This window comes from Paenibacillus sp. 203 (genome assembly GCF_037027525.1).
Taxonomy (GTDB): domain Bacteria; phylum Bacillota; class Bacilli; order Paenibacillales; family Paenibacillaceae; genus Paenibacillus; species Paenibacillus polymyxa_B.
Window position 1 is genome coordinate 52,529 of the sequence record NZ_JAXCHD010000008.1, and the last position, 20,846, is coordinate 73,374.

General features: G+C 43.3%; 19 protein-coding genes. 17 read left to right on the forward strand and 2 right to left on the reverse strand.

The window, feature by feature from the left end; translation table 11 throughout:
* Window positions 1-257: 257 nt before the first annotated feature.
* Together WA407_RS18745 and WA407_RS18750 are read left to right on the forward strand one after the other, a co-directional pair.
* On the forward strand, window positions 258-1,082 hold the full coding sequence (locus tag WA407_RS18745) for an alpha/beta hydrolase (RefSeq protein WP_068938549.1): 825 nt from the start codon (window positions 258-260) through the stop codon (window positions 1,080-1,082).
* A 92-nt stretch (window positions 1,083-1,174) separates the two neighbouring features.
* Entirely contained in the window at window positions 1,175-1,966 is a 792-nt protein-coding gene (locus tag WA407_RS18750; RefSeq protein WP_336078063.1) for a dioxygenase family protein, read from the forward strand.
* A gap of 157 nt (window positions 1,967-2,123) precedes the next feature.
* Here WA407_RS18750 and WA407_RS18755 read toward each other — a convergent pair whose 3' ends face one another.
* Complete coding sequence (locus tag WA407_RS18755) at window positions 2,124-2,642, reverse strand: DoxX family membrane protein (protein WP_235307300.1); 519 nt, start codon at window positions 2,640-2,642, stop codon at window positions 2,124-2,126.
* A 247-nt stretch (window positions 2,643-2,889) separates the two neighbouring features.
* Between WA407_RS18755 and WA407_RS18760 the strand changes: the two genes are divergently transcribed.
* The 7 genes from WA407_RS18760 to corA all read left to right on the forward strand — a co-directional run bounded on the left by WA407_RS18760 (window position 2,890) and on the right by corA (window position 10,074).
* Entirely contained in the window at window positions 2,890-3,984 is a 1,095-nt protein-coding gene (locus WA407_RS18760; protein ID WP_254329593.1) for a DUF3048 domain-containing protein, read from the forward strand.
* A gap of 188 nt (window positions 3,985-4,172) precedes the next feature.
* Complete coding sequence (locus WA407_RS18765) at window positions 4,173-4,787, forward strand: DUF47 domain-containing protein (protein ID WP_007428879.1); 615 nt, start codon at window positions 4,173-4,175, stop codon at window positions 4,785-4,787.
* A gap of 14 nt (window positions 4,788-4,801) precedes the next feature.
* Entirely contained in the window at window positions 4,802-5,791 is a 990-nt protein-coding gene (locus tag WA407_RS18770) for an inorganic phosphate transporter (RefSeq protein WP_039272398.1), read from the forward strand.
* A 237-nt stretch (window positions 5,792-6,028) separates the two neighbouring features.
* A complete protein-coding gene (locus WA407_RS18775; protein ID WP_103049900.1) occupies window positions 6,029-7,477 on the forward strand; it encodes an amino acid ABC transporter substrate-binding protein/permease in 1,449 nt (482 codons plus the stop codon).
* Window positions 7,470-8,198, forward strand: coding sequence for an amino acid ABC transporter ATP-binding protein (locus tag WA407_RS18780; protein ID WP_235307302.1), 729 nt, complete (start codon window positions 7,470-7,472; stop codon window positions 8,196-8,198). The genes WA407_RS18775 and WA407_RS18780 overlap by 8 nt, the downstream gene beginning before the upstream one ends.
* Before the next feature lie 316 nt (window positions 8,199-8,514).
* Entirely contained in the window at window positions 8,515-8,943 is a 429-nt protein-coding gene (locus WA407_RS18785) for a GNAT family N-acetyltransferase (RefSeq protein WP_235307303.1), read from the forward strand.
* A gap of 171 nt (window positions 8,944-9,114) precedes the next feature.
* Window positions 9,115-10,074, forward strand: a complete 960-nt coding sequence (gene corA, locus WA407_RS18790; protein ID WP_061830842.1) for a magnesium/cobalt transporter CorA — start codon at window positions 9,115-9,117, stop codon at window positions 10,072-10,074.
* Between the two features lie 6 nt (window positions 10,075-10,080).
* On the opposite strand, the gene WA407_RS18795 is transcribed toward corA, so the two are convergent.
* On the reverse strand, window positions 10,081-10,596 hold the full coding sequence (locus WA407_RS18795; protein WP_061830840.1) for a hypothetical protein: 516 nt from the start codon (window positions 10,594-10,596) through the stop codon (window positions 10,081-10,083).
* Window positions 10,597-10,822: 226 nt separating this feature from the next.
* Here WA407_RS18795 and WA407_RS18800 point away from each other — a divergent pair, with 226 nt between their 5' ends.
* The 8 genes from WA407_RS18800 to WA407_RS18835 all read left to right on the forward strand — a co-directional run bounded on the left by WA407_RS18800 (window position 10,823) and on the right by WA407_RS18835 (window position 20,402).
* On the forward strand, window positions 10,823-11,113 hold the full coding sequence (locus WA407_RS18800; protein WP_007428885.1) for a YerC/YecD family TrpR-related protein: 291 nt from the start codon (window positions 10,823-10,825) through the stop codon (window positions 11,111-11,113).
* Window positions 11,113-11,889 (forward strand): sirohydrochlorin chelatase, encoded by a 777-nt coding sequence (locus WA407_RS18805; protein WP_254329594.1) that lies wholly within the window; start codon window positions 11,113-11,115, stop codon window positions 11,887-11,889. Before WA407_RS18800 ends, WA407_RS18805 begins: the two co-directional genes overlap by 1 nt.
* A gap of 185 nt (window positions 11,890-12,074) precedes the next feature.
* Window positions 12,075-12,956 (forward strand): diacylglycerol kinase, encoded by an 882-nt coding sequence (locus WA407_RS18810; protein ID WP_013308843.1) that lies wholly within the window; start codon window positions 12,075-12,077, stop codon window positions 12,954-12,956.
* 221 nt (window positions 12,957-13,177) lie between these two features.
* Window positions 13,178-14,725: a 23S rRNA (uracil(1939)-C(5))-methyltransferase RlmD gene (gene rlmD / locus WA407_RS18815; RefSeq protein ID WP_336078076.1), complete on the forward strand. Its 1,548-nt coding sequence runs from the start codon at window positions 13,178-13,180 to the stop codon at window positions 14,723-14,725.
* A 719-nt stretch (window positions 14,726-15,444) separates the two neighbouring features.
* Entirely contained in the window at window positions 15,445-18,564 is a 3,120-nt protein-coding gene (locus WA407_RS18820) for an ATP-binding protein (protein WP_336078078.1), read from the forward strand.
* On the forward strand, window positions 18,557-19,462 hold the full coding sequence (locus WA407_RS18825) for an RNA-binding domain-containing protein (RefSeq protein WP_336078080.1): 906 nt from the start codon (window positions 18,557-18,559) through the stop codon (window positions 19,460-19,462). The genes WA407_RS18820 and WA407_RS18825 overlap by 8 nt, the downstream gene beginning before the upstream one ends.
* A gap of 90 nt (window positions 19,463-19,552) precedes the next feature.
* A complete protein-coding gene (locus WA407_RS18830; RefSeq protein ID WP_336078082.1) occupies window positions 19,553-19,816 on the forward strand; it encodes a hypothetical protein in 264 nt (87 codons plus the stop codon).
* A gap of 403 nt (window positions 19,817-20,219) precedes the next feature.
* Window positions 20,220-20,402: a hypothetical protein gene (locus tag WA407_RS18835; protein ID WP_322158534.1), complete on the forward strand. Its 183-nt coding sequence runs from the start codon at window positions 20,220-20,222 to the stop codon at window positions 20,400-20,402.
* Window positions 20,403-20,846: the final 444 nt, after the last annotated feature.

Here is a 20,846-nt window from a genome sequence, read left to right on the forward strand (position 1 = left end):
ATGTAGTGGATTCACTCTAATAAGTGTAGTATAGCGTTCTCCGTAATCGCATCGGGGAGCGCTATTTGTTTACTTTTTTAACGATGTGAACTGACCGGTTGACAAGGAAGCAGGGCGATGATAGACTGACTTTACTATAAAATCTTATTAAACTTATCGGAATTAAAGTGAATGAATATCCTGAATGGATATTCCACGTTACGATATGAGTTTGAATTCATAAATGTGTAGTGAAGCTTGAAACAGGGGGAATCAGGATGGAACGGCAAATTGGAATTCGCTTTGAACATGAAGAACTGGCAGCAACAATTCATTATCCAAACCGTACAAATGAGGGAGATCGTCAGAGAAGGGTTCCTCTCGTTGTTATATGTCACGGTTTTGTAGGCAATCGTATCGGAGTAGATCGATTATTCGTCAAGACTGCGCGTGAACTGGCGGAAGGGGGATACTTTGTCCTGCGCTTTGATTTTGCCGGTTGTGGAGAAAGCACGGGGGAATATGGCAAGCAGGGGTTAGAGTCCATGATTAATCAGACACGTACCGTGTTGGATTACGCCGTCAATTGCGCGGACATTGACCCGACCAAGGTGACGCTGATTGGTCACAGTCTGGGGGGCGCGGTAGCCCTTCTCACAGCCGTACGGGACAAGAGAGTACAAAATCTGGTTCTTTGGTCCGCAGTGGGCTATCCGTTCAACGACATCGTCAAAATTACGGAGCGAAGCGTGTACGATGAGTCTGTTAAAACCGGTCATGCCGACTATTTGGGCTATAAGTTTACGCCTGCTTATTTTGAGTCGTTAGCTCAATTTCAGCCGTTCCAGGAGGCCGTTAAATTTAACGGAGATGTGCTCGTTGTTCATGGCACCTCGGATGATATTATTCCTGTGGATTATGCATTTCTGTTTCAAAAGATATTCTGGATGCGTCCAGAGGGGCGCTGTGATAAAGAGATTATTTTCCAGGGAGATCACACTTTCTCGTCAGGTAAAGAGCGGCAACGGCTGATTGATCGAACACTTGAATGGCTGGATGAACAGGAAAATATTCAACGGGATTGGCAGCACTGGATGATCTGATTTCAGTGTGTAACGGATTGTATTGGAAATTGCGCCTCCGCCGGAGTAAAATGGAAGAGTAACACTATACTGGCGTGTGGAGGTTGGCAGCGATGACATTACCCTCAATTTTTGTTGCGCATGGTTCACCGACACTGGCTGTAGAAAATAACGCATATACCAGCTTTCTTGCAAAGCTGGGCGCGAGCCTGCCCCGACCCAATGGAATTGTCATTTTTTCCGCGCATTGGGATAGCCCCGATCAATGTATTGGCGCGGATGATCAGCATGCAGCGTTGCACGATTTCTATGGCTTTCCCGAAGAAATGTACTCAATTGATTACCCTGCACCAGGCGATCCAAAGCTGTATGAGGAGATAGAGCATCTGTTCAGTCAGCATAACCTGTTCCACCAGCCGGTTCGGAACCGAGGACTGGATCATGGAGCATGGGTGGTTTTGCGGCATATATATCCTGATGCAGACATACCGGTCGTACCCTTATCCATTGATTCTCGGCGCGCTCCCCAGGAGCAATACGAGATTGGGCGGATGCTGGCGCCGTTGCGAGAACAAGGGATTTTGATTATCGGTAGCGGTGGATTGGTCCACAACTTGCGGACACTCAAGCAGACGAGTGAGCCAGCCGATTGGGCCGTTCAATATGATGACTGGATTGCACAGCAGCTTCAAGACTGGAATTTGCGTCACCTATTCCAATATGACAAGAAGGCTCCATATGCCAAACAGGCGGTACCTTCTTATGGAATAGAGCATTTTTCACCTTTGTTTTATGCGATGGGGGCTGCGGATCATGAGCGCTCCGCGCGTAAGCTTTTTCAATCGTATGTCCTTGGCTCGTTAAGTCTCAATTGTTGGGCTTTTGGTCAAGAAAGTGATACGTAAATGTAAAAAAAGAACTTCCGAATCCACATGGTGTGTGGGAATGGAAGTTCTTTTGTGTATTTTCGTCTTCGATTAATTAGAAGGCACGTGTATCGTGAGCATAACAGCGCAAAAAAATAACCATTATCCCGGAGGATAACGGTTATTTTGGGGATGTTTAAGCTATTTTTCGACTAGGGTCCACTGGAAAGGTATCTTTATTTTTACGAAACAGTCCACGCAGGAAGGGCAATACCCAACGGTCAAAGCCAATTCTTCCGGCATTTGCACCAGCAACTACAAGGAAGATTTCAAACAGCAGGTAGATTGCATTGGTGCTTACTGTACCCGAGAACAGGAACGAGAAGTTCATAACCATAGCCATCAAAGCAGCCAGCGTAGTCAATGTACCGAGAAGCAGGCCAACCCCGACCAAGAACTCACCCAATGGGATCAGGACGTTGAACAAACCTACATTCGGCAGGGCAAAGGCTTCCAGGAACGATCCCCACCAGCCTTGTACAGCGGGATGGTCTCCACCTGTTTTAGCAATGGCCCCCGAGATAAATCCGCCTGCATCGAATCCACCTGTCAGCTTTTCAAGTCCGTGGGTCATCCATTCATAACCTAGATAAACCCGTACTACAGTCAGCAACCACATTGCGACTTTGTTTTCACGTAACCAGCTGTTAAACATTCAAACCACTCCTCTTTCTTAATCTATAATGTTGGTTGTATTTCATTTTGTTGGGATGATCATCTTTGCTACACCTTTATTGTAGTAGGTTCAGTTACAGTTATTTGTGATAAAAATCACAAAGTCTGAATATTTTTTAAATTTTAATGTCTTTAGATAAGTATTCTATGAGTGGTTACGCTTCAATCAAGACAAAAACAGGAAATAAAGCTTATAATGAGAAAAATAACTAAGTGGAGGGATGAACTTGTCCGGGCCCATTTCCCAACGAAATCATTGGTTGCGTGTGATGGCCTCAGCTCTGTTATGCATGACGCTGATGTCTTGTACTGCTATGTCCAATACGGGTGAATCTGAATCCGTTCCCCAACCGACCAAGCAAGTAACAGAGAAGGAGGCACTTGAACCGCCGAAGGAGCAGTCTATTCCGGCATTTACAGCTCCGCTTACCGGTCTTCCGGTGGAGCAGCCTGTTTTGGAGCGGCCGCTCGCTGTCATGATTAACAATGCTCCGGCTGCACGTCCACAGGCAGGACTTAGCCAGGCAGACATGGTATATGAAGTTCTTGCAGAAGGCGGGATTACCCGTCTGGTCGCTTTTTTCCAAAGTCATGGTGGAGATGTAAAGATCGGGCCGGTCCGTAGCATTCGACCGTATTTGATTGAGCTGGGCGAAACCTATGGTGCGTTGCCGATACACGCAGGGGGAAGCACAGATGCCTATGCGATTTTACAGCAGCAGCGGAAGGAACATCTGGATGAGATTTCAAATGGAGGGGCTTACTTCTGGCGAAGCAAAGATCGTCGTCCTCCACATAATTTATACACAGACGTGAACAGACTGCGCAAAGGAAGCGATAGTAAAGGGTATGCCAAGCAGACGGACGTTCCAGTATATTCTTACCTTAAATCCGGTGAAACCCCAGTTATGGTGGACGAGACTGCAGCATCTTTGCAAATTCGGTTTTTGCTTAAAAGCTATCGGGTATCTTATACCTATGATCCAGCGAATCAACAATATAAGCGTTTTGTGAACGAAAAGTCACATGTGGATCAAAATAATAACCAACAGCTCTCAGCAGCCAATGTTATTGTAATGAGCGCTAGACATCAAACGTTGGATGATGTAGGCAGATTAAGTGTTGAGCTCGACGGCAGTGGAGAGGCCATGGTGTTTCAACAAGGACAGTTAATACAGGCTGAGTGGCGGCATACACCAGGCGATGCGATTCGTTTTATGAAAAATGGGGTTGAAATCCCGTTAACGCCAGGTACATCCTATATACATGTGGTACCTGCAGATACTTCACTGAAGGAACATGTAACCATAGCAGCAAATTAGAAAACGAAATACACCTTTTTAGGAAGAAATTGTCGGATAATGACCTTCCATGTCGGGCACTGTATACGTATGTCATGAAATTTGCTTTTACAAACATTACAAAAACATTGATGAGTGTGATAAGATAGCAAAGGTTGTCTATTGCAGTCGAAACAGGTTGCGGATATTTTCGTAAAGGGGTAATCGTTATGAGATTGAAGAAAAAGGATATATTCTTCGAGACGTTGGAAAATATGGCAGATACGATCGTGCAAGCAGCCGATTATTTTGCCCAACATACTTCAAATCTTCAGGATGTGACTTTGTTTACAAATGAAATGAAGAAGTATGAAAATAAGTGTGATGATTACACACACACGATTATTACTGAGCTGAACAAGACCTTCATTACGCCGTTGGAACGCGATGACATCATGGAACTGACAACAACCATGGATGATGTGTTGGACGGTCTTGAAGCGACGGCTTCTCGTTTTTATATGTACAACATTACGGAGCCGGACGAGTATATTGTGCAGTTCGCTGATATTTTGCGTCAATCAGCTTACGAAATTCAGAAAGCTGTACATTTGCTTTCACAGAAAAAATTGCTGGCCATTCGTGAATACACTATTCGCCTGAATGATTTGGAAAATCAGGGGGATGAATTATTGCGTATTTGCATCAAAAACCTGTTTGCAACTGTAACTGACCCTATTGAACTGATTAAACGCAAAGAATTGTACGAACGCCTTGAAACGACAACGGATTCATGCGAGGATGTTGCAAATATGCTGGAATCCATCATTATGCGTAACTCGTAAGGGAGTCCTTTTACATGGATACAAGTTTACTGGTATTGGGTATTGTTATTTTTCTTGCTCTGGCATTTGATTTTATTAATGGTTTTCATGATACGGCGAACGCGATTGCAACTTCGGTATCGACCCGTGCATTGACCCCGCGACGTGCGATTATTATGGCTGCGGTCATGAACTTTCTCGGGGCAATATTGTTTACAGGCGTTGCGAAGACCATTGGTGGAAGTGTCGCTGATCCAACCAAGCTTACGAATGGAATTGATATCGTCATTGCGACGCTGATCGCTGCGATTATCTGGAACCTCTTAACCTGGTGGTTCGGTATTCCTTCATCTTCTTCTCATGCACTAATTGGTGCATTGGCTGGAGCGGTGTATGTAGGTGCGGGATCGGATAAATTGAACTGGAGCGGCTTCATCGGGATTGTCGAAGGACTTATTTTCTCCCCGTTGATTGCTTTTGTTGTCGGTTACATCGTGATGATAATTTTAAAATACATCTTCGCTCGTCGTAGTCCGCATACGGTAAACAAAGGGTTTCGTACAATGCAGGTCATTACGGCAGCGCTTCAGTCGTTCACGCATGGTACGAATGATGCTCAAAAGGCGATGGGGATTATTACATTCGCACTCGTTTCGGCGGGGTATCAGGACCATTTGGAAGTACCCATGTGGGTAAAAATTTCAGCCGCAACAGCTATGGCGCTGGGTACATCTATCGGGGGCTGGAAAATCATCAAGACGATGGGAACCAAGATTTTTAAAATCGAGCCAATTAACGGATTCGCAGCCGACATTTCGGGAGCCTCTGTTATTTTCACAGCTACATTGCTTCATTTGCCCGTAAGTACCACTCATGCCATTACTTCGGCTATTTTGGGTGTGGGTTCTGCGAAGCGTTTTTCCGCTGTGCGTTGGTCGCTGGCCGGTCGAATTATTATTACTTGGGTTATAACGATACCGATTGCTGCGCTGTTATCTGGATTGATTTTCAAAATTCTTTTCTAGTTCATTATTATTTCTTGAAAAATAGGTACACACTATAGAATACACAATAAGCTTCCGTCCGCTTTTTGCGGCAGGGGCTTATTGGCATTCTGGGGCAAAACTTTCTTCAAAGTTTACACATCCAGATAGTTCCATGAAACGTTTTTCAAAAATACCTGACATCAAAGTAGTCAATTTTTAATAACTCCTGTAGAATAAACAGAAAACTTTGAACCGTTCAACTGACTGGAGGAAATTATGCAAAAATCTAGAAAACTAATAGCACTCATGATTTGTTTGTTTTTTGTGGTTGCCCTGGCCGGTAATTTCGGTGTAGTGGCACATGCAGAAAATAAAACAAAGTATGATATCGGCACGGATACAACGTTCGCGCCTTTTGAGTTTGAAGATGTAAATGGTAAATTTGTCGGAATCGACATGGATTTGCTGGCAGCTATTGCCAAGGATCAGAATTTTGAATATACGATTAAGCCTCTTGGCTTTAACGCGGCAGTGCAGGCCCTTGAAACGAATCAAGTGGATGGTGTCATTGCCGGGATGAGTATTACCGATGAACGTAAGCGGAAATTTGATTTTTCCGAGCCTTATTTTGATTCAGGCGTCGTCATGGCGGTCCGCAAGGATAATGATACGGTTAAACGCTATGAGGACTTGAAAGGACAGCGTGTCGCTGTCAAAACAGGAACGGAAGGTTACACATTCGCAGAATCGATTAAGGCCAAATACGGCTTTACTACAGTTCCGTTCGATGATTCTTCTCAAATGTATGATGAAGTTAAAACAGGTAATTCGGTTGCCTGCTTTGATGACTATCCGGTACTGGCATACGGTGTAAACCAAAATAACGGCCTTAAGTTGGTAACAGATAAGGAAAAAGGTGCTTCTTACGGGTTTGCTGTTAACCAAGGCAAGAACCAGGAGTTGCTGGAGAAATTTAATGCAGGGCTTGTTAATCTGCGCAATAGCGGGGAATACGATAAAATTTTGGCCAAATATCTTGGCGAATCGGGCAAAGGTGTGGCGCCTGTAGAGACCAGCCGCTGGGGACTGATTTCCGCTTCGCTGCCTTCGCTGATTAAGGGTATGGGAAATACGTTGCTGTACACACTTGTATCTTTACTCGTAGCCTTTATCCTAGGGTTGGTGTTTGGCTTTATGAAAGTAAGCCATAACAAGGTGTTCCGTGGTATTGCAACTGTATTCGTCGATATATTCCGCGGTATTCCGCTGATCGTGCTTGCTTTCTTTATTTACTTTGGTATTCCACAGGCACTGGATTTCAAAATGCCGCTTTTTGTCGCGGCTGTACTGACATTATCCCTGAATGCGGGTGCGTATGTAACTGAGATTATCCGTGGTGGTATTCAGTCCATTGATCCGGGACAAATGGAAGCAGCTCGTTCGCTTGGTCTACCCTATCGGACGGCTATGCTTAAAATCATTTTGCCACAAGCTGTGAAAATCATGATCCCGTCGTTTATCAATCAGTTGGTTATTACGTTGAAGGATACGTCCATTTTGTCTGTTATCGGTCTGGTCGAGTTGACCCAATCGGGTAAGATCATTATTGCGCGGACATTCCAATCCTTTGATATTTGGCTGGTAGTAGCGGTGATGTATCTTATCGTCATTACAGTTCTGACCAAAATTTCCAACCGTCTCGAAGGGAGAGTTCGCCGTGGGTAAAATTATCGTTAAAAACCTGAAAAAAAGCTATGGTAGTAATCAAGTATTAAAGGGCATCGATATGCAAGTACGTGAAGGCGAGGTTGTGTGTGTCATTGGCCCCTCTGGTTCGGGGAAAAGTACGTTTTTGCGTTGTATGAACATGCTTGAAGAAATTACCGCAGGTGAGGTCATTGTCGATGACTACAACTTGAGTGACAAAAACGTGGACATTAACAAAGTCCGTGAAAATATAGGTATGGTATTTCAACACTTTAATCTGTTTCCGCATATGACCGTGCTCAAGAACATTATGTTCGCGCCGACTGAACTGGGGAAACAGTCCAAGGCAGAGGCCCGGGAAACGGCTATGAAGCTGCTGGATCGTGTAGGTTTGGCCGATAAGGCAAATGCACTGCCAGGACAGCTTTCCGGCGGTCAGAAGCAGCGTGTGGCGATTGCACGTGCGCTGGCAATGAACCCAGACATTATGCTGTTCGACGAGCCTACCTCGGCGCTCGATCCTGAAATGGTAGGCGAAGTGCTGGGCGTAATGAAAGATCTGGCGCGTGAAGGCATGACGATGATGATCGTAACGCATGAGATGGGTTTTGCACGCGAAGTAAGCGACCGTGTTGTGTTTATGGACGGTGGTTACATCGTAGAAGAAGGAACGCCACAAGAGGTATTTGGTAATCCAAAAAACGAGCGGACTATTAGTTTCTTGGAGAAGGTATTGTAAGAGGATTAAAAGTGAGGCAGGGTTTGTGTTTGTAGGCGGGGATCTCGTTGTAAGACGCTCCGCGATCCATTTGATCTTTCGATCGCTGTTGCCCCTGAATTTTTGGATTGTATAGGACCTTATAAGGTGAAAATTCAGAGGCAAAGGCGAACGCTGCCGCTTCTACAGATTCAAATGGACCGCTACGCTACTGCTCGCTGAGTAGTCCCTTTTCGTGCAAAGAGCCTGCCTCACTTTTGAATGAGTGGGTGCAGGGGAAGAGGGCGCGAGTGATTTTTCATTTTTGATGTTTCTTTTCATAAGTGGAGGGATTGCTTTGAAGATAAGGACTGCTCATCATGAGGATATTCCGGCTTTGGCTTATCTGATGGAGGAGCTTGGTTATCCTACGACTGTAGAAGATATGAAGATGAGATATGATCGTATCGCTTCTGACCCTAACTACCATACTCTGGTGGCTGAAGATGAAGGGGAAGTCGTTGGGATGGTTGGACTACATGCTGATATCTTTTATGAAAGAAATGAAGATTACGCGCGTATCGTCGTTTTTGTGATGGATTCAAAACATCGTAATAAAGGCATCGGGAAGGCGTTAAATGAGGAAGCGGAAGCTTGGGCTAAAGAGAACGGGTTGGTTGCCATTGCTTTGAACAGTGGTAATCGAAGTGAGCGACAGGATGCTCATCATTTTTATCGCCGATTAGGATATGAAGCGACAAGCACAGGATTTGTAAAAAAGATTTAATTTATAATGAATTGATTATTTTATAAGGATATCTTGGGAGGTATGTTGGCCCGGAGATATCCTTTTCTTTATTAAAAGGAATACAGGACTTGAGATTGGTATAATGTTAATTGGCTTATATAAAATATAAATAACATAACAGACGCGAAGTGTAAGCGAGGGGGACGTACGGTGATACGTACATTGACTATAGGTCATGATCATCAGGTAACAGTGGGAAAACCATTGGATCAGATCGTCATGGAGGATTACATATGGATGTGGGTAGATTTTAGCGAGCCTACAGATCGAGAGACGGAGCTGCTGACGAGTTATTTTCATTTTCACCCATTGGCTGTGGAGGATTGTATGCATGTTCTGCAACGTCCCAAATTGGATTATTACGAGGATGTGCAGTTTCTGGTCGTGCATGCGCTTGATGTAGATACGTTAGCTGCGGAAGAAGTGGATATGTTTATTAGCAGTCGTTTTTTGGTTACATATCACCATCATGAGTTAGAGGAGCTGGATCAAGCCTGGGAGCGGATTGTCCAGCATGCGAATGAACGTAAAATATGGTCGCGAGGGCCGCTGTCTGCAGCCTACACGGTGATGGACAAGCTGGTAGATAACTATTTTCCCAGCCTTTTTATGATTGAGGATGAATTGGCCGAGCTGGAGGGCTTGGGCGGTCGCGAATCCGTAGAGGAATTAATGAAGCAGGTGTTTGACCTGCGTGGCAGGCTGCTCAAGCTACGCCGTACCATCGTGCCTATGCGTGATCTGATGTACCGAGTTTTGAATTCGCAGCATGTGCAGGGCCAAGGAGATCATATGGCTTATTTTACCGATATATATGATCATTTATTGAAGCTGACAGACATGCTGGAGGCCGACCGCGAGATGACAGCCGACCTGAGGGACAGTTATATATCGCTCAATTCCAATCGCATGAATTCAATTATGAAGACGCTGACCGTAATTACGACCGTCTTTATGCCCTTGACGCTGATTGCAGGAATTTATGGTATGAATTTTTCGAATATGCCCGAGTTGACCTGGAAATATGGATATTTTGGCGTACTGTTCTTCATGTTTTTGTTGAGTGTTGCAATGGTGGTCTGGTTTATGCGCCGAGGCTGGTTCAAATAGTATAATCTACTTTCTTTTGCGCTTGCGCGGACGTCTGCGCGGGGTAGTGGTGCTTTTGCGCTGCGTCTTTTTCCGGCGTGGGCGTGGTGGTGTGTATTCATCCAATTCCTCGGTGATATCGGTGGCAGAATTTTTGCTCGCGGATTTGCCGAATGCTGGGAGCGAGCCCATAATCAGCTTCGCCATTGGAGCAAATTGCTGCACACTAGACATAACCTTTTGCACCTTGCCGACCGTAGCAACAATTCCATCAATGCCACCCATACGGTCAATGAAGCCTTTGATTTCGTTGAGATTACCGAGGTTGCCAAGCCCCCCAAGCAGTCCTCCTTTGGCTGGAACCGGGTCTGGTGTGACCACGGCAGAATCCGTAATACTCGCTGGCGCCTCGTAAGGAACCAGCCCGGAAGAACCGGCTTGCGGAACCTCGTTGTATGGATCGAGTCCGGGATAAGGAGATGAACTATACGGATCGGAAAGGGAACGCTGTAGCGGCCTCCGATGATAGTAGTGTCCAGGCATGAGATCACATTCCTTTGCAGGTTGATACTCTACTGTATGTTACAAACGCACAGTGGGTTTAGGCGCGTGTCCCGAAATCAGGTATAAAAGCGGATTTGGGCATTCGTACGGTACGTTTCTATGGTCATAATGTTGTTCTGTAATGCGTGAAACCGTTAATGCTTGAAAAACCGACTATTCCTCGGGTACAATGAGGAGAGATCGTAACCTTGGGAGATGATAATCCATGCAGCTTAAAAAGCTTAATGATAAAAGTATTGATCAATTGTTCGAAGCTATTTTAACTCTTAAAAATTTGGAAGAGTGCTATGTATTTTTTGATGATCTGTGCACGATTAATGAAATTCAATCCCTCTCCCAACGTCTAGAGGTTGCCCGTATGCTAGGCAAAGGCAGCACATATAATCAGATTGAAGCAGAGACGGGGGCCAGTACAGCTACCATTTCACGTGTTAAACGTTGTCTGAACTATGGTAATGACGGGTACAAAATGACTCTGGAACGTCTGGGACGCTAATGCGGAGCCCTGGGATACTGGTAATCAGCCATGGCTCTAGGGAGCCATATTGGGTGGAACAGGTGGATCAGGCAGTTGCGAAGCTTCATTTGTCGGAAGAAACGCCGATAGAGGTTTCATTTTTGGAAACGGTTAAAGGAAGATTGATTCAAAATGGTATTGACCGTCTGGAAGCCTTGGGTGTAACAGATATATTGGTTATACCTCTGTTTGTGTCATCAGGCAGTACGCATGTAGATGAGATTAGCTATGCGCTGGGTGTCAAAGATGCGCCGGACAAAGAGACAGATTTGAAGCCATTTCGAATGAAGGCGCGAGTGCATTTTGGCAGCCCACTGGATGACGGAGAAGATGTTGCTCGCATGGTGTGGGACAAGGTTTGCCCGCTATCTTCCGACCCTGCGAGAGAGGTTATTTTACTCGTAGGTCACGGCAGTGTGCACAACGGCTTTTTTCAGCGGTGGGAGCAGGGGATTTCTTCGTTGGCCCGTACGGTGCAAAGCGTGAGCGGTATCATCACGGACCACGCTTTGCTAAATCCCGAGAGTGTGTACGACAAGGCAGCGTATTGGAATCAAGAGCGGGGTCATGATGTTATTGTGGCACCGCTATTTTTGAGTTCGGGATATTTTACAAGTCGTATGATTCCTAAACGCTTGCAGGGACTCGAATACCGTTATTCAGGAGACCCTTTATTACCGCATCCTTTGCTCACAAGCTGGATGGATAGACAAATTCGTGAATTATTGCAAAGTGTGCAGAAGCAAGCAAGGTAAAGTCATAGGTAGTCTGGTTCGGCTATAGCGTCATCTTAGCCTTAAATTTCCTTATTTGGGCAAAGTCTGGCTTCTTTTATTGTAAAAGAGGTCTTTTTCCAGTATGATGATATTTTGTACAGACTGAATGTGATGAACTGCTATGTGAATATAAATATCATTAAATATACGGGTGGCGTAACGGAATGAAAAGAGCTAGATTAATCTACAATCCGACCTCTGGGCGTGAGGAAATGAAGCGTCGTCTTGCGGATGTTTTGCAGCGCCTGGATGAAGGGGGTATTGAAGCCTCTTGCCATGCAACTACGGGTGAAGGAGACGCAACGCGTGCCGCAATAGAGGCCATTGAGCGTGGGTATGACATGATTATCGCCGCTGGTGGCGACGGTACATTGTATGAGGTCATTAACGGGATGGCTGAAAGAGAAAACCGCCCGCCCCTAGGTGTGTTTCCTCTGGGGACGACGAATGATTTCGCCAGAGCACTGGGCATCCCCAAGCACTGGGAGGATTATTGCGACCTCGTTATTCGTCAAAATCCGAAGCCGCTGGATATCGGAAAAGCGAACGACCGCTACTTTATCAACATTGCAGGCGGGGGAACTTTAACCGAGCTTACGTATGAGGTTCCGAGCAAGCTAAAAACGATGATTGGCCAGTTGGCGTATTATTTTAAAGGTATGGAGAAGATGGTCAGCCTTGCCCCACAGGAGCTGATCATCAAGGCATCGGGTCAGGAAGTGATTCACGACGAGTTTATGCTTTTCCTGATTGCGAATACGAATTCGGTGGGCGGGTTTGAAAAGCTTGCTCCTGGGGCGACAATAGATGATGGACTGCTCGACGTCATCGCTGTACGGAAATGCAATCTGGCGGAAATGATCCGATTGGTAACCCTTGCGCTGCGTGGTGAGCATTTGCAGGATAAGAAGATTGTTTATTTTAAAACAGATTACATGGAAGTGACCTCACCCGGCTATGTCCAGCTTAATCTGGATGGCGAACTGGGGGGCACTTTGCCAGCGACTTTCCGGAATTTACCGCATCATTTGAATGTTTTCCGGTGAGGAATGATGAGGAAATATTTCCGCTTCCGGGCGGCAATGCAATATAGTATATGGAATGCAGAGTAGGTAGTTGTTTTTTGTGTGAACATATTGGTTCTTGCCGTTCTCCGTGGGGAGTAACGGCATTTTCGAGTTGATGTTTGTATGTTTAGATGAACGTTCAAATTAGACGTCCGAAAGAAAATACCGCATAAAAAGAAGATCAGAAAGAAGTGACAATCATGACGAATAACCGTAGCGGACGTGGAAAAAGCCGCCGGAATGCAGCAACAGCAACTCCATCCAATCGTATTCGATCCAGTGCAGAGCGTACCGATCTGCCTGTACAAAAGAACGATGAGGCCGTGATAGACATCATCGGCATGAACCACGATGGCGAGGGTGTAGGACGTGTTGAGGGTTTTACGCTTTTCGTTCCGGGTGCGTTACCGGGGGAAAAGGTACGAGTAAAGGTGTTGAAAACGAAAAAGCAGTACGGCTATGCCAAGCTGCTGGATATTGCGCAGGCTAGCCCCGACCGGATTGCAGCTCCGTGCGCCATCTACGATCAATGCGGCGGTTGTCAGATCCAGCATATGAGCTACGAAGCGCAGCTCAGCTGGAAACGCCAGCATGTGGTGGATGTGCTGGAGCGTATCGGGAAGCTGAGTGTGGTTACGGAGTCCAGTGAGCATACTGGACAGGTTTTGGCTGCATCTGCGGATGGAAATGCAGACCGCATGTCGCGTGTACAAGGTGTAGTCGTGCATCCTACACTCGGTATGAGTGAGCCGTGGCGGTATCGCAACAAAGCCCAGGTGCCGATTGGTGTCACCGAAGGTGGGCTTGTCGGCGGCTTCTACGCACGTGGCAGCCATCGCATTGTGGATATGAACACCTGTCTCATTCAGGATGAACGCAATGACGAAGTTGTCGCACGTGTGAAAGAGATTGGCCGAATGCTCGGCATCAGCGCATATAATGAAGAAACCGGACGTGGGCTGCTGCGCCATGTTGTGGTGAAGACTGCTTTTCGCACAGGTGAAATGATGCTGGTGCTCGTGACGAATGGGCGAGATATCCCGCATGCAGATGCGTGGATCGGCAGTATCCGTGAGCATATCCCACACGTGGCAAGCATATGCCAGAACGTGAATACGAAGCGAACGAACGTTATTTTTGGCGACGAGACTCGTGTACTGTGGGGATGTGACGTGATCTACGATTACATTGGAAACGTCCAGTTTGCGATTTCCGCGAGATCCTTTTATCAGGTGAATCCGGTTCAAACGGAAGTGCTGTATAGCAAAACCGTCGAATATGCCGGGCTCACGGGCAAAGAAACGGTAATTGATGCGTATTGCGGCATCGGCACGATTTCTTTGTTCCTCGCTCAGCATGCGGATCAGGTGTATGGGGTTGAGATCGTCAAAGAAGCCATCGATGATGCACGGAGTAATGCGCTGTTGAACGAAATGCGCAATGTGAAATTTGAGGTAGGCGCGTCCGAAGACGTCATTCCTGCATGGAAAGAGCAAGGCATCACCGCCGACGTTATCGTCGTCGATCCGCCCCGTAAGGGCTGTGATCCACGCCTGCTCGATACCATTCTGGAGATGAAGCCAGAGCGCGTGGTGTATGTATCCTGTAATCCAAGCACACTGGCACGGGATCTAAGGATATTGGAGGATGGCGGGTATAGTACTGTGGAAGTGCAGCCCGTAGATATGTTTCCGCATACGGTGCACGTGGAGTGCGTGGTAGTAATATATCGAGAGGAAAAGCATTGATGTACGAGGGATTGAGGGTAATTTGAATATGTTCCTGCATTCAAAAAAACGCTTTAGGGTTGAGTGCGGGAACAAATATTATTTACATATACGAGGCAAGTGGAGTGCTGTGTGTTGTTGGTTAGGGAGTAGTGATTGGAGCCACATTTACCTGCTTTAATAAATAGCTACTTTGCCCGAAGCTTCTAAAGTTCGGGCTATATTTGTTATAACCAAAATAATTAATTTAGCGCAGGGCATTTGATGAGGCTTCCGTTCGTCGGATGGAGAATAGTTTTATATAATCAATAGTAGAGTTGTTCGTCCGAACAATAGTAAGTTTTCCAGTTTATCAGGTATAGGTATATGGTGTTGGGGTACGAGATCAGATGAATATATTAATTGAATAAGGTCTATAGGACTAATTAAAAATGATGCTCCTGTCGCTTGCAGGAGTCTTTCTTATTGTTGAAAATGGGAAAAATTTCTGGAGTTTGAAACCTAAATGGTCTATGCTTATTGTAGTTATAGCACGTGTGTAAATGATAGAATGTCAAGCTGTTTCTTGAAATAAACCACAAAGAAATACAGAAGATTTCCCAGAATGAAATAAGTAAGGACATGTAAAAATCCCCCTACAACGTAGGAGGATGCGAGTTTGGATGGATCAAAGAAACCCTCGCCCCATCTGTCTCGTCGAATGCCGAGAGGCTATTTTATTACAAGGGAGTAGATAGTTTATGACGTTTCGTGAGAAAATCCAACAATTGCGTAAAGGTGCAAGCGAGGCTCAATCTGCAACAAAAATTATCGATAAGCTCAAGGCCCTTAAAGACAGCAATGGTCCAGATACATCGTATAGATGGATATGGGAGTTGATTCAAAACGCTAAGGATGTCGTGAATGCAAGTGGATTCGTTGATATCGAGATTAAATTTAGCGAAGTTAATAAAACTATTGAATTTAACCATAATGGTCGATTATTTACGACTGAAAACATAGTTTTTTTGATTGAGCAGGTTTCAACAAAAGAACGCTCATTGACCGCTGAGAACAAAAAGAAATCTACTGGTAAATTTGGAACGGGTTTCTTGACGACTCATTTGCTTTCTGAAAAAGTTCAGGTGCATGGATATCTACAAGATGATAATGAAAGCCCTCGTTCTTTCGAGACGTTATTAGACAGGACTGGACAAGACAAAACATCAATCATGAATGCCATAAGTGACAGTTGTGATATGCTGGACAACGGAACAGAATGTACTGTTAATGAGAGTCAAATGAATACAAAGTTTGTTTACGAATTGGATAGAGTAGGGATAGAAACAGCAAAGTCAGGCCTAAAAAATCTTCTGATTTCTATTCCATATGTATTTGCATTTGTGCCAGAGTTAAGTTCAATAACCGTTAGCATGGATAATTATGAAAGAGTGATTCGAAGAGGGGGAAGATTCACTGTAGACCTTGAATCTGCTAATGTTACCGAGGTGCAAATCGCAAAATCAAAAGGTGAAAATCCTACTTTTGAAAATAGGTATGTCTTTGTGCAGTCGAATGATGAGGTATCGATCGCTGTAGAAATTAAAAAAAACAGTACAAATGAAAAACATTTAATTGGTCTACATAAGGAATTGCCACGGATTTTTTGCGATTTCCCCTTACTAGGCACTCATGACTTCTCATTTCCAGTAGTTGTAAATAGTCCATTGTTTAATCCCACAGAGCCTCGTGACGGCATCCCCTTGATTCATTCCGAGCGTTCAGGTGGTGACTCAGAAGATAACAGAAACAGAATTATAAAAGCAATAAACCTATATAACGATATGCTTGACTATTTTGCAAAGGAAGGTTACAAAGACCTCTATAATATTGTTAAGATTTCTGAACAATCCGAAAAAAATTGGCTCGACTCAGATTGGGTTGAGAAGATTCTTATTCATCCAATCAAAGAGCATATAAAAACAACTACTTTCATTCATAATAGTTTGGATGAAATTTGTTCTCTTTATGATGTTTTGGGCACCTCAAGCATTTTGATTATGAAAGATGAAACTCCTGAATATAGAAGTAAAGTTTGGGAGTTGTCAAATATATTGATGCCTGCGAAGATGACCCGAAAAGATGAAATCGAAAACTGGTACAACTCATTGTGGGTGGAGTGCCGCAATTTTGGCATTGTTGATCTAATTAAAGAGGTTGAGGACTGCGGTAATTTGGTGACCCTGAGTACTCGTTTGGGTTGTGATTCGATAAGTGATTCGATAAAATGGCTTAACGATTTAATTATTCTTCTATATCATAATTCAAGTAAGTTCATTGCTGAATTAGGGCTAAATCCATCCATTCTTCCTAACCAATGCGGAGATTTTTTACCTTTGGATAGAATATATGCTGAAAAAAATATCGGTGAAGTATATAAGGATATAGCCTTAATTGCAGGTATTAATTTCAGAGCAAGATTGCTTGATAATAGGGTCTCAAAAGACTATCTGCAAGGGTTGCAAGAATTTAACTTGAATAATGTATTTAGTGAGCTTATTCAAACCCCAATTGATCAAGAAACAAAACTTGAATTTTATAAAGCAATCACCAATCTTCGTACAGGAAAAAATGATAAGCAAAACGAATTTGTGGATATTGCTAAATGCCTATATCCAAATTACTTTGATCAATACAGCAGAGTAAATTATCTTAATGATAAACTGCTCTCCGATGCATTAAAGTTTTGGAGGGAGAAGATTTGTATAGATTTAAGTGACTGTGCCTCTATTAGTAGTGTCCTTGAGCAATATGACTTTCAAAATGACAGAGAAGTAGCTGGATGGGTTTCGAAATTGGCAAACCATTTCAGAATATGTGAGGATGAAAACTTACTTGATAGATACGCTGTATTACCAAATCAAGTTGGGGATTTTATGTGTAAGAGTGAAATCTTTTTTGACGACGGAAGTCTTAATGAAATTCTAAAAGAGGCGGCTATGTATTCAGGCAATGACGTAAGGAAAAAAATGTTGTTTGAAGGCATTGCAATTGAGCTACCCTTAAACCGAACTATATCGCTTGAAACTATAGCTCCAACAATCACTGACTATGTTAGAAATAACAATAAATCAATAAGACTAAACGATTTCGAGCTTAGAGAAACATTTAGAAACACTTGCGCATGGATTAGGGACAATCGCAAAGATAGTAGAGTTAGTAAGTGTTTTAAAGAACTTATAGAAAACCTTCATTGGTTCTATGACGATGAAGAAATTGCTGAAAGTATGGCAAAGTCAGAACAGTATGATGAAATTTTAAAAAGATACAATGTAGCTGATATAAATGAATTGGCTAATATACTTGCATCTCAACCATCTGCCGGGAGCGAAACTATCAGCATTTCAAAAGAACTGCTTGCTCAGTGGGGCATATCATCAGAAGAAGAGCTTTACAAAGCACTGTCAAAAAATGTTTTTGGTTCTGCTCAAATCCACTATTCCAAAAGTGATCCTGAGGTTTTTAGTTACGTTAAAGATATTCTGAATCGCTCAAGAACTAATATTGTAAACTTTTTGCATGAACATGATGATTATGATTTTGATAAAAACAACCTTCAGCTTATAAAAAATACAGCGAATACGATTTTTAGAGTTCGTAAATTCGAACAAGAAATTTACATTATTGCTAGACCTTCAGATTTTGAACAAATAATCTTGTACTACGATACGGAAATAGATTTGCTAGATTTCGATAAAGACTGTGAGTTGTGGGTGGAGGATGGAGTTGATCCAATCCCCAAAAAGATCACTCTTGGCAGAATACTGAAATTGACAGGAGTAAATAAGATTCCATTAAGGAGTTTAAAGCATAATGATTGATAGACATACAATCAGTACGTTGTTAGGTTCAACATCTTTTAAGAACCTAGTCGGTGTAGGAATGGAATTAAAGCCGTATGAATTGGCTTTGCTTATGTTGCGTGCATTAGACAACTCCGAAGAATATGGGTATATCGTGATGGGTGTATCTAAGCTTATCAATAACTATGCGGTTGATGGGTTAAGTTTTGCGACTAAGGATTTAGCTAAAGAACCTATCGCGACTGCATTAAGCCTTATATCCTTTGAACTCGAAGTGGAATACGAAAATATAGAAATTTATGGGAAAAATGTATTTGTGATAAAAATAAAAAACAGCCACGAAGATCTTTCTATGAATTTTATAAGAAACCTCGATTCGCAAGAAGCCTTTGTCAAAAATCTAGTTGTAGCTTGTTTAACTTTACAAGCAAGAAAGCATTATTCTAATACAAATGAAGATCAGCGTAACGATTATATCGGTGACATACTTGGGGCTATCGGTTATACCATAAAAGACCAAACTAGGCGAGGAAGTTCTTCGTCGGGCAAAGATTCTGGTGAACTTGATATATTCGTGTCAAAAGATGGACTACCATTTACTGTTATTGAAGCAATGAATCTTAGTTCTTTAAGCACAAACTACATTAACGAACATTTGGATAAGATTTTTTCATACGATACTTCAGGCAATAAATTCAATGTATGCCTATCTTACGTCAAAATTGCGGACTTCAATTCGTTCTGGGAAAGATATTCTGCGCATGTGGCTAATTACGATTATACTGCACCTTTGCTTTCATCAGACACAAGTATTGATGATGAATATGGGTATTCTGAATTAAGATTAATGAAGACCAATCACAGTCGTTCGGGTAGAACGGTTAGCTTGTATCATATTTGTGTCAGAATTCATTGATTTATATTATTCTCAATACTTGCAAGCTCGGTATATGAGGTGTTGAAAAACATTCCGGGTAATTTCATCACTGCTTTCGATGCGAGTAATGTGAAGAGCGGTCAAGGGGTTGCTATCTTCTATTTCGATGAAGGGAAGAAAGAATGGGTGGAAGTGAAATGCAGTAAGACAAGTGGAAATTCGATCACAGTAGAGGTTGATCATTTTACGAAGTTCGCAGTACTTGTTGTAGACCAACAGACAGGGCTTCCTGTGTTAGAAGGAACAACGCCTGCTGTGCTAAGTAATATCGTAGGACACTGGGCTGAAGCAAGAATCAAGCAAGCAGTAAAAGATGGTATCAAACAGAGTTAATATTTCACAAAATTAAGTCATAAGACGAGGAGCGTGCTACATGAACGCAACCTTGTATCCATCTGAATTAAATCCTCATGTGCCGTTGTGGAAGTTGGAAATTGACGATACAACAATGGCGAAACTTGTCGAATTGTCACAATTTCATTGTAAGTTAGCGCTAGAACATATCCAATCTTAAACAAGCCTGGAACGCCGTAAGGCTATCAAGGATGAAATTACGGCGATCCGTGCTAGGCGTGATTTTTTTAATTGCTGGCTTGCAAAAAGTGGCTAGATCGGCATCTGGCAGTGCTACAGCGTATCTAGCTATGTGGTAGCGTAGTTCTTTATCCTAAAACATTTAATTTGCAGAATACCACCCACAGTTTACAAAGAAACCTGCCAAGAAAGGAGAAAAGGAATGCATTATCACGTAGCAGACTGGGCTAGACCATCTTTTGAAGCGCGATTGCAGGAGCATATTCGTGCCATCGATCAATTAGCAGATGTAAGTACAGCGCGGCTACAGCAGATTCAGATGCAAGGAGAACTGCAAGAGGCAATACCGCAGAGTAAACATTCATCTGGAGGAGGTAAATATTAGATGTGACTTAAAACCAACAAACACCTTTTGAATTCTACAGTTTCCTGGTGAGGCACAAAGCTCCAGTCTCAAATGAATGGTTCAATACATTATTTTTGGGCTTATCAAAATGTCCAAACAGATCAGTCTTGTGGATTCGATCAATCCCTTATGAAAAAATCCCAAATCTTGATATCTATATCAAAAAAGTGCGAAATAGATATTATCATTTCAACTTGTTCATCTACATTTTAGACAGCCGAGGGCATATCGTCCTCGGTTTTTCTGTTCTCTTTGAAGTCTTGTCCTCTATATAAATGATTCTCCAAATTCTCCTTGAAGTACAAACATATATCCGATACAATAAATACGAACGTTTGTTTCTGTTTGGCGCACAGAAACAAATTACCATCAAGAATGAACGTTCAAAATCTTATCATCCAAATCACTAAACAGGAGGTCAAA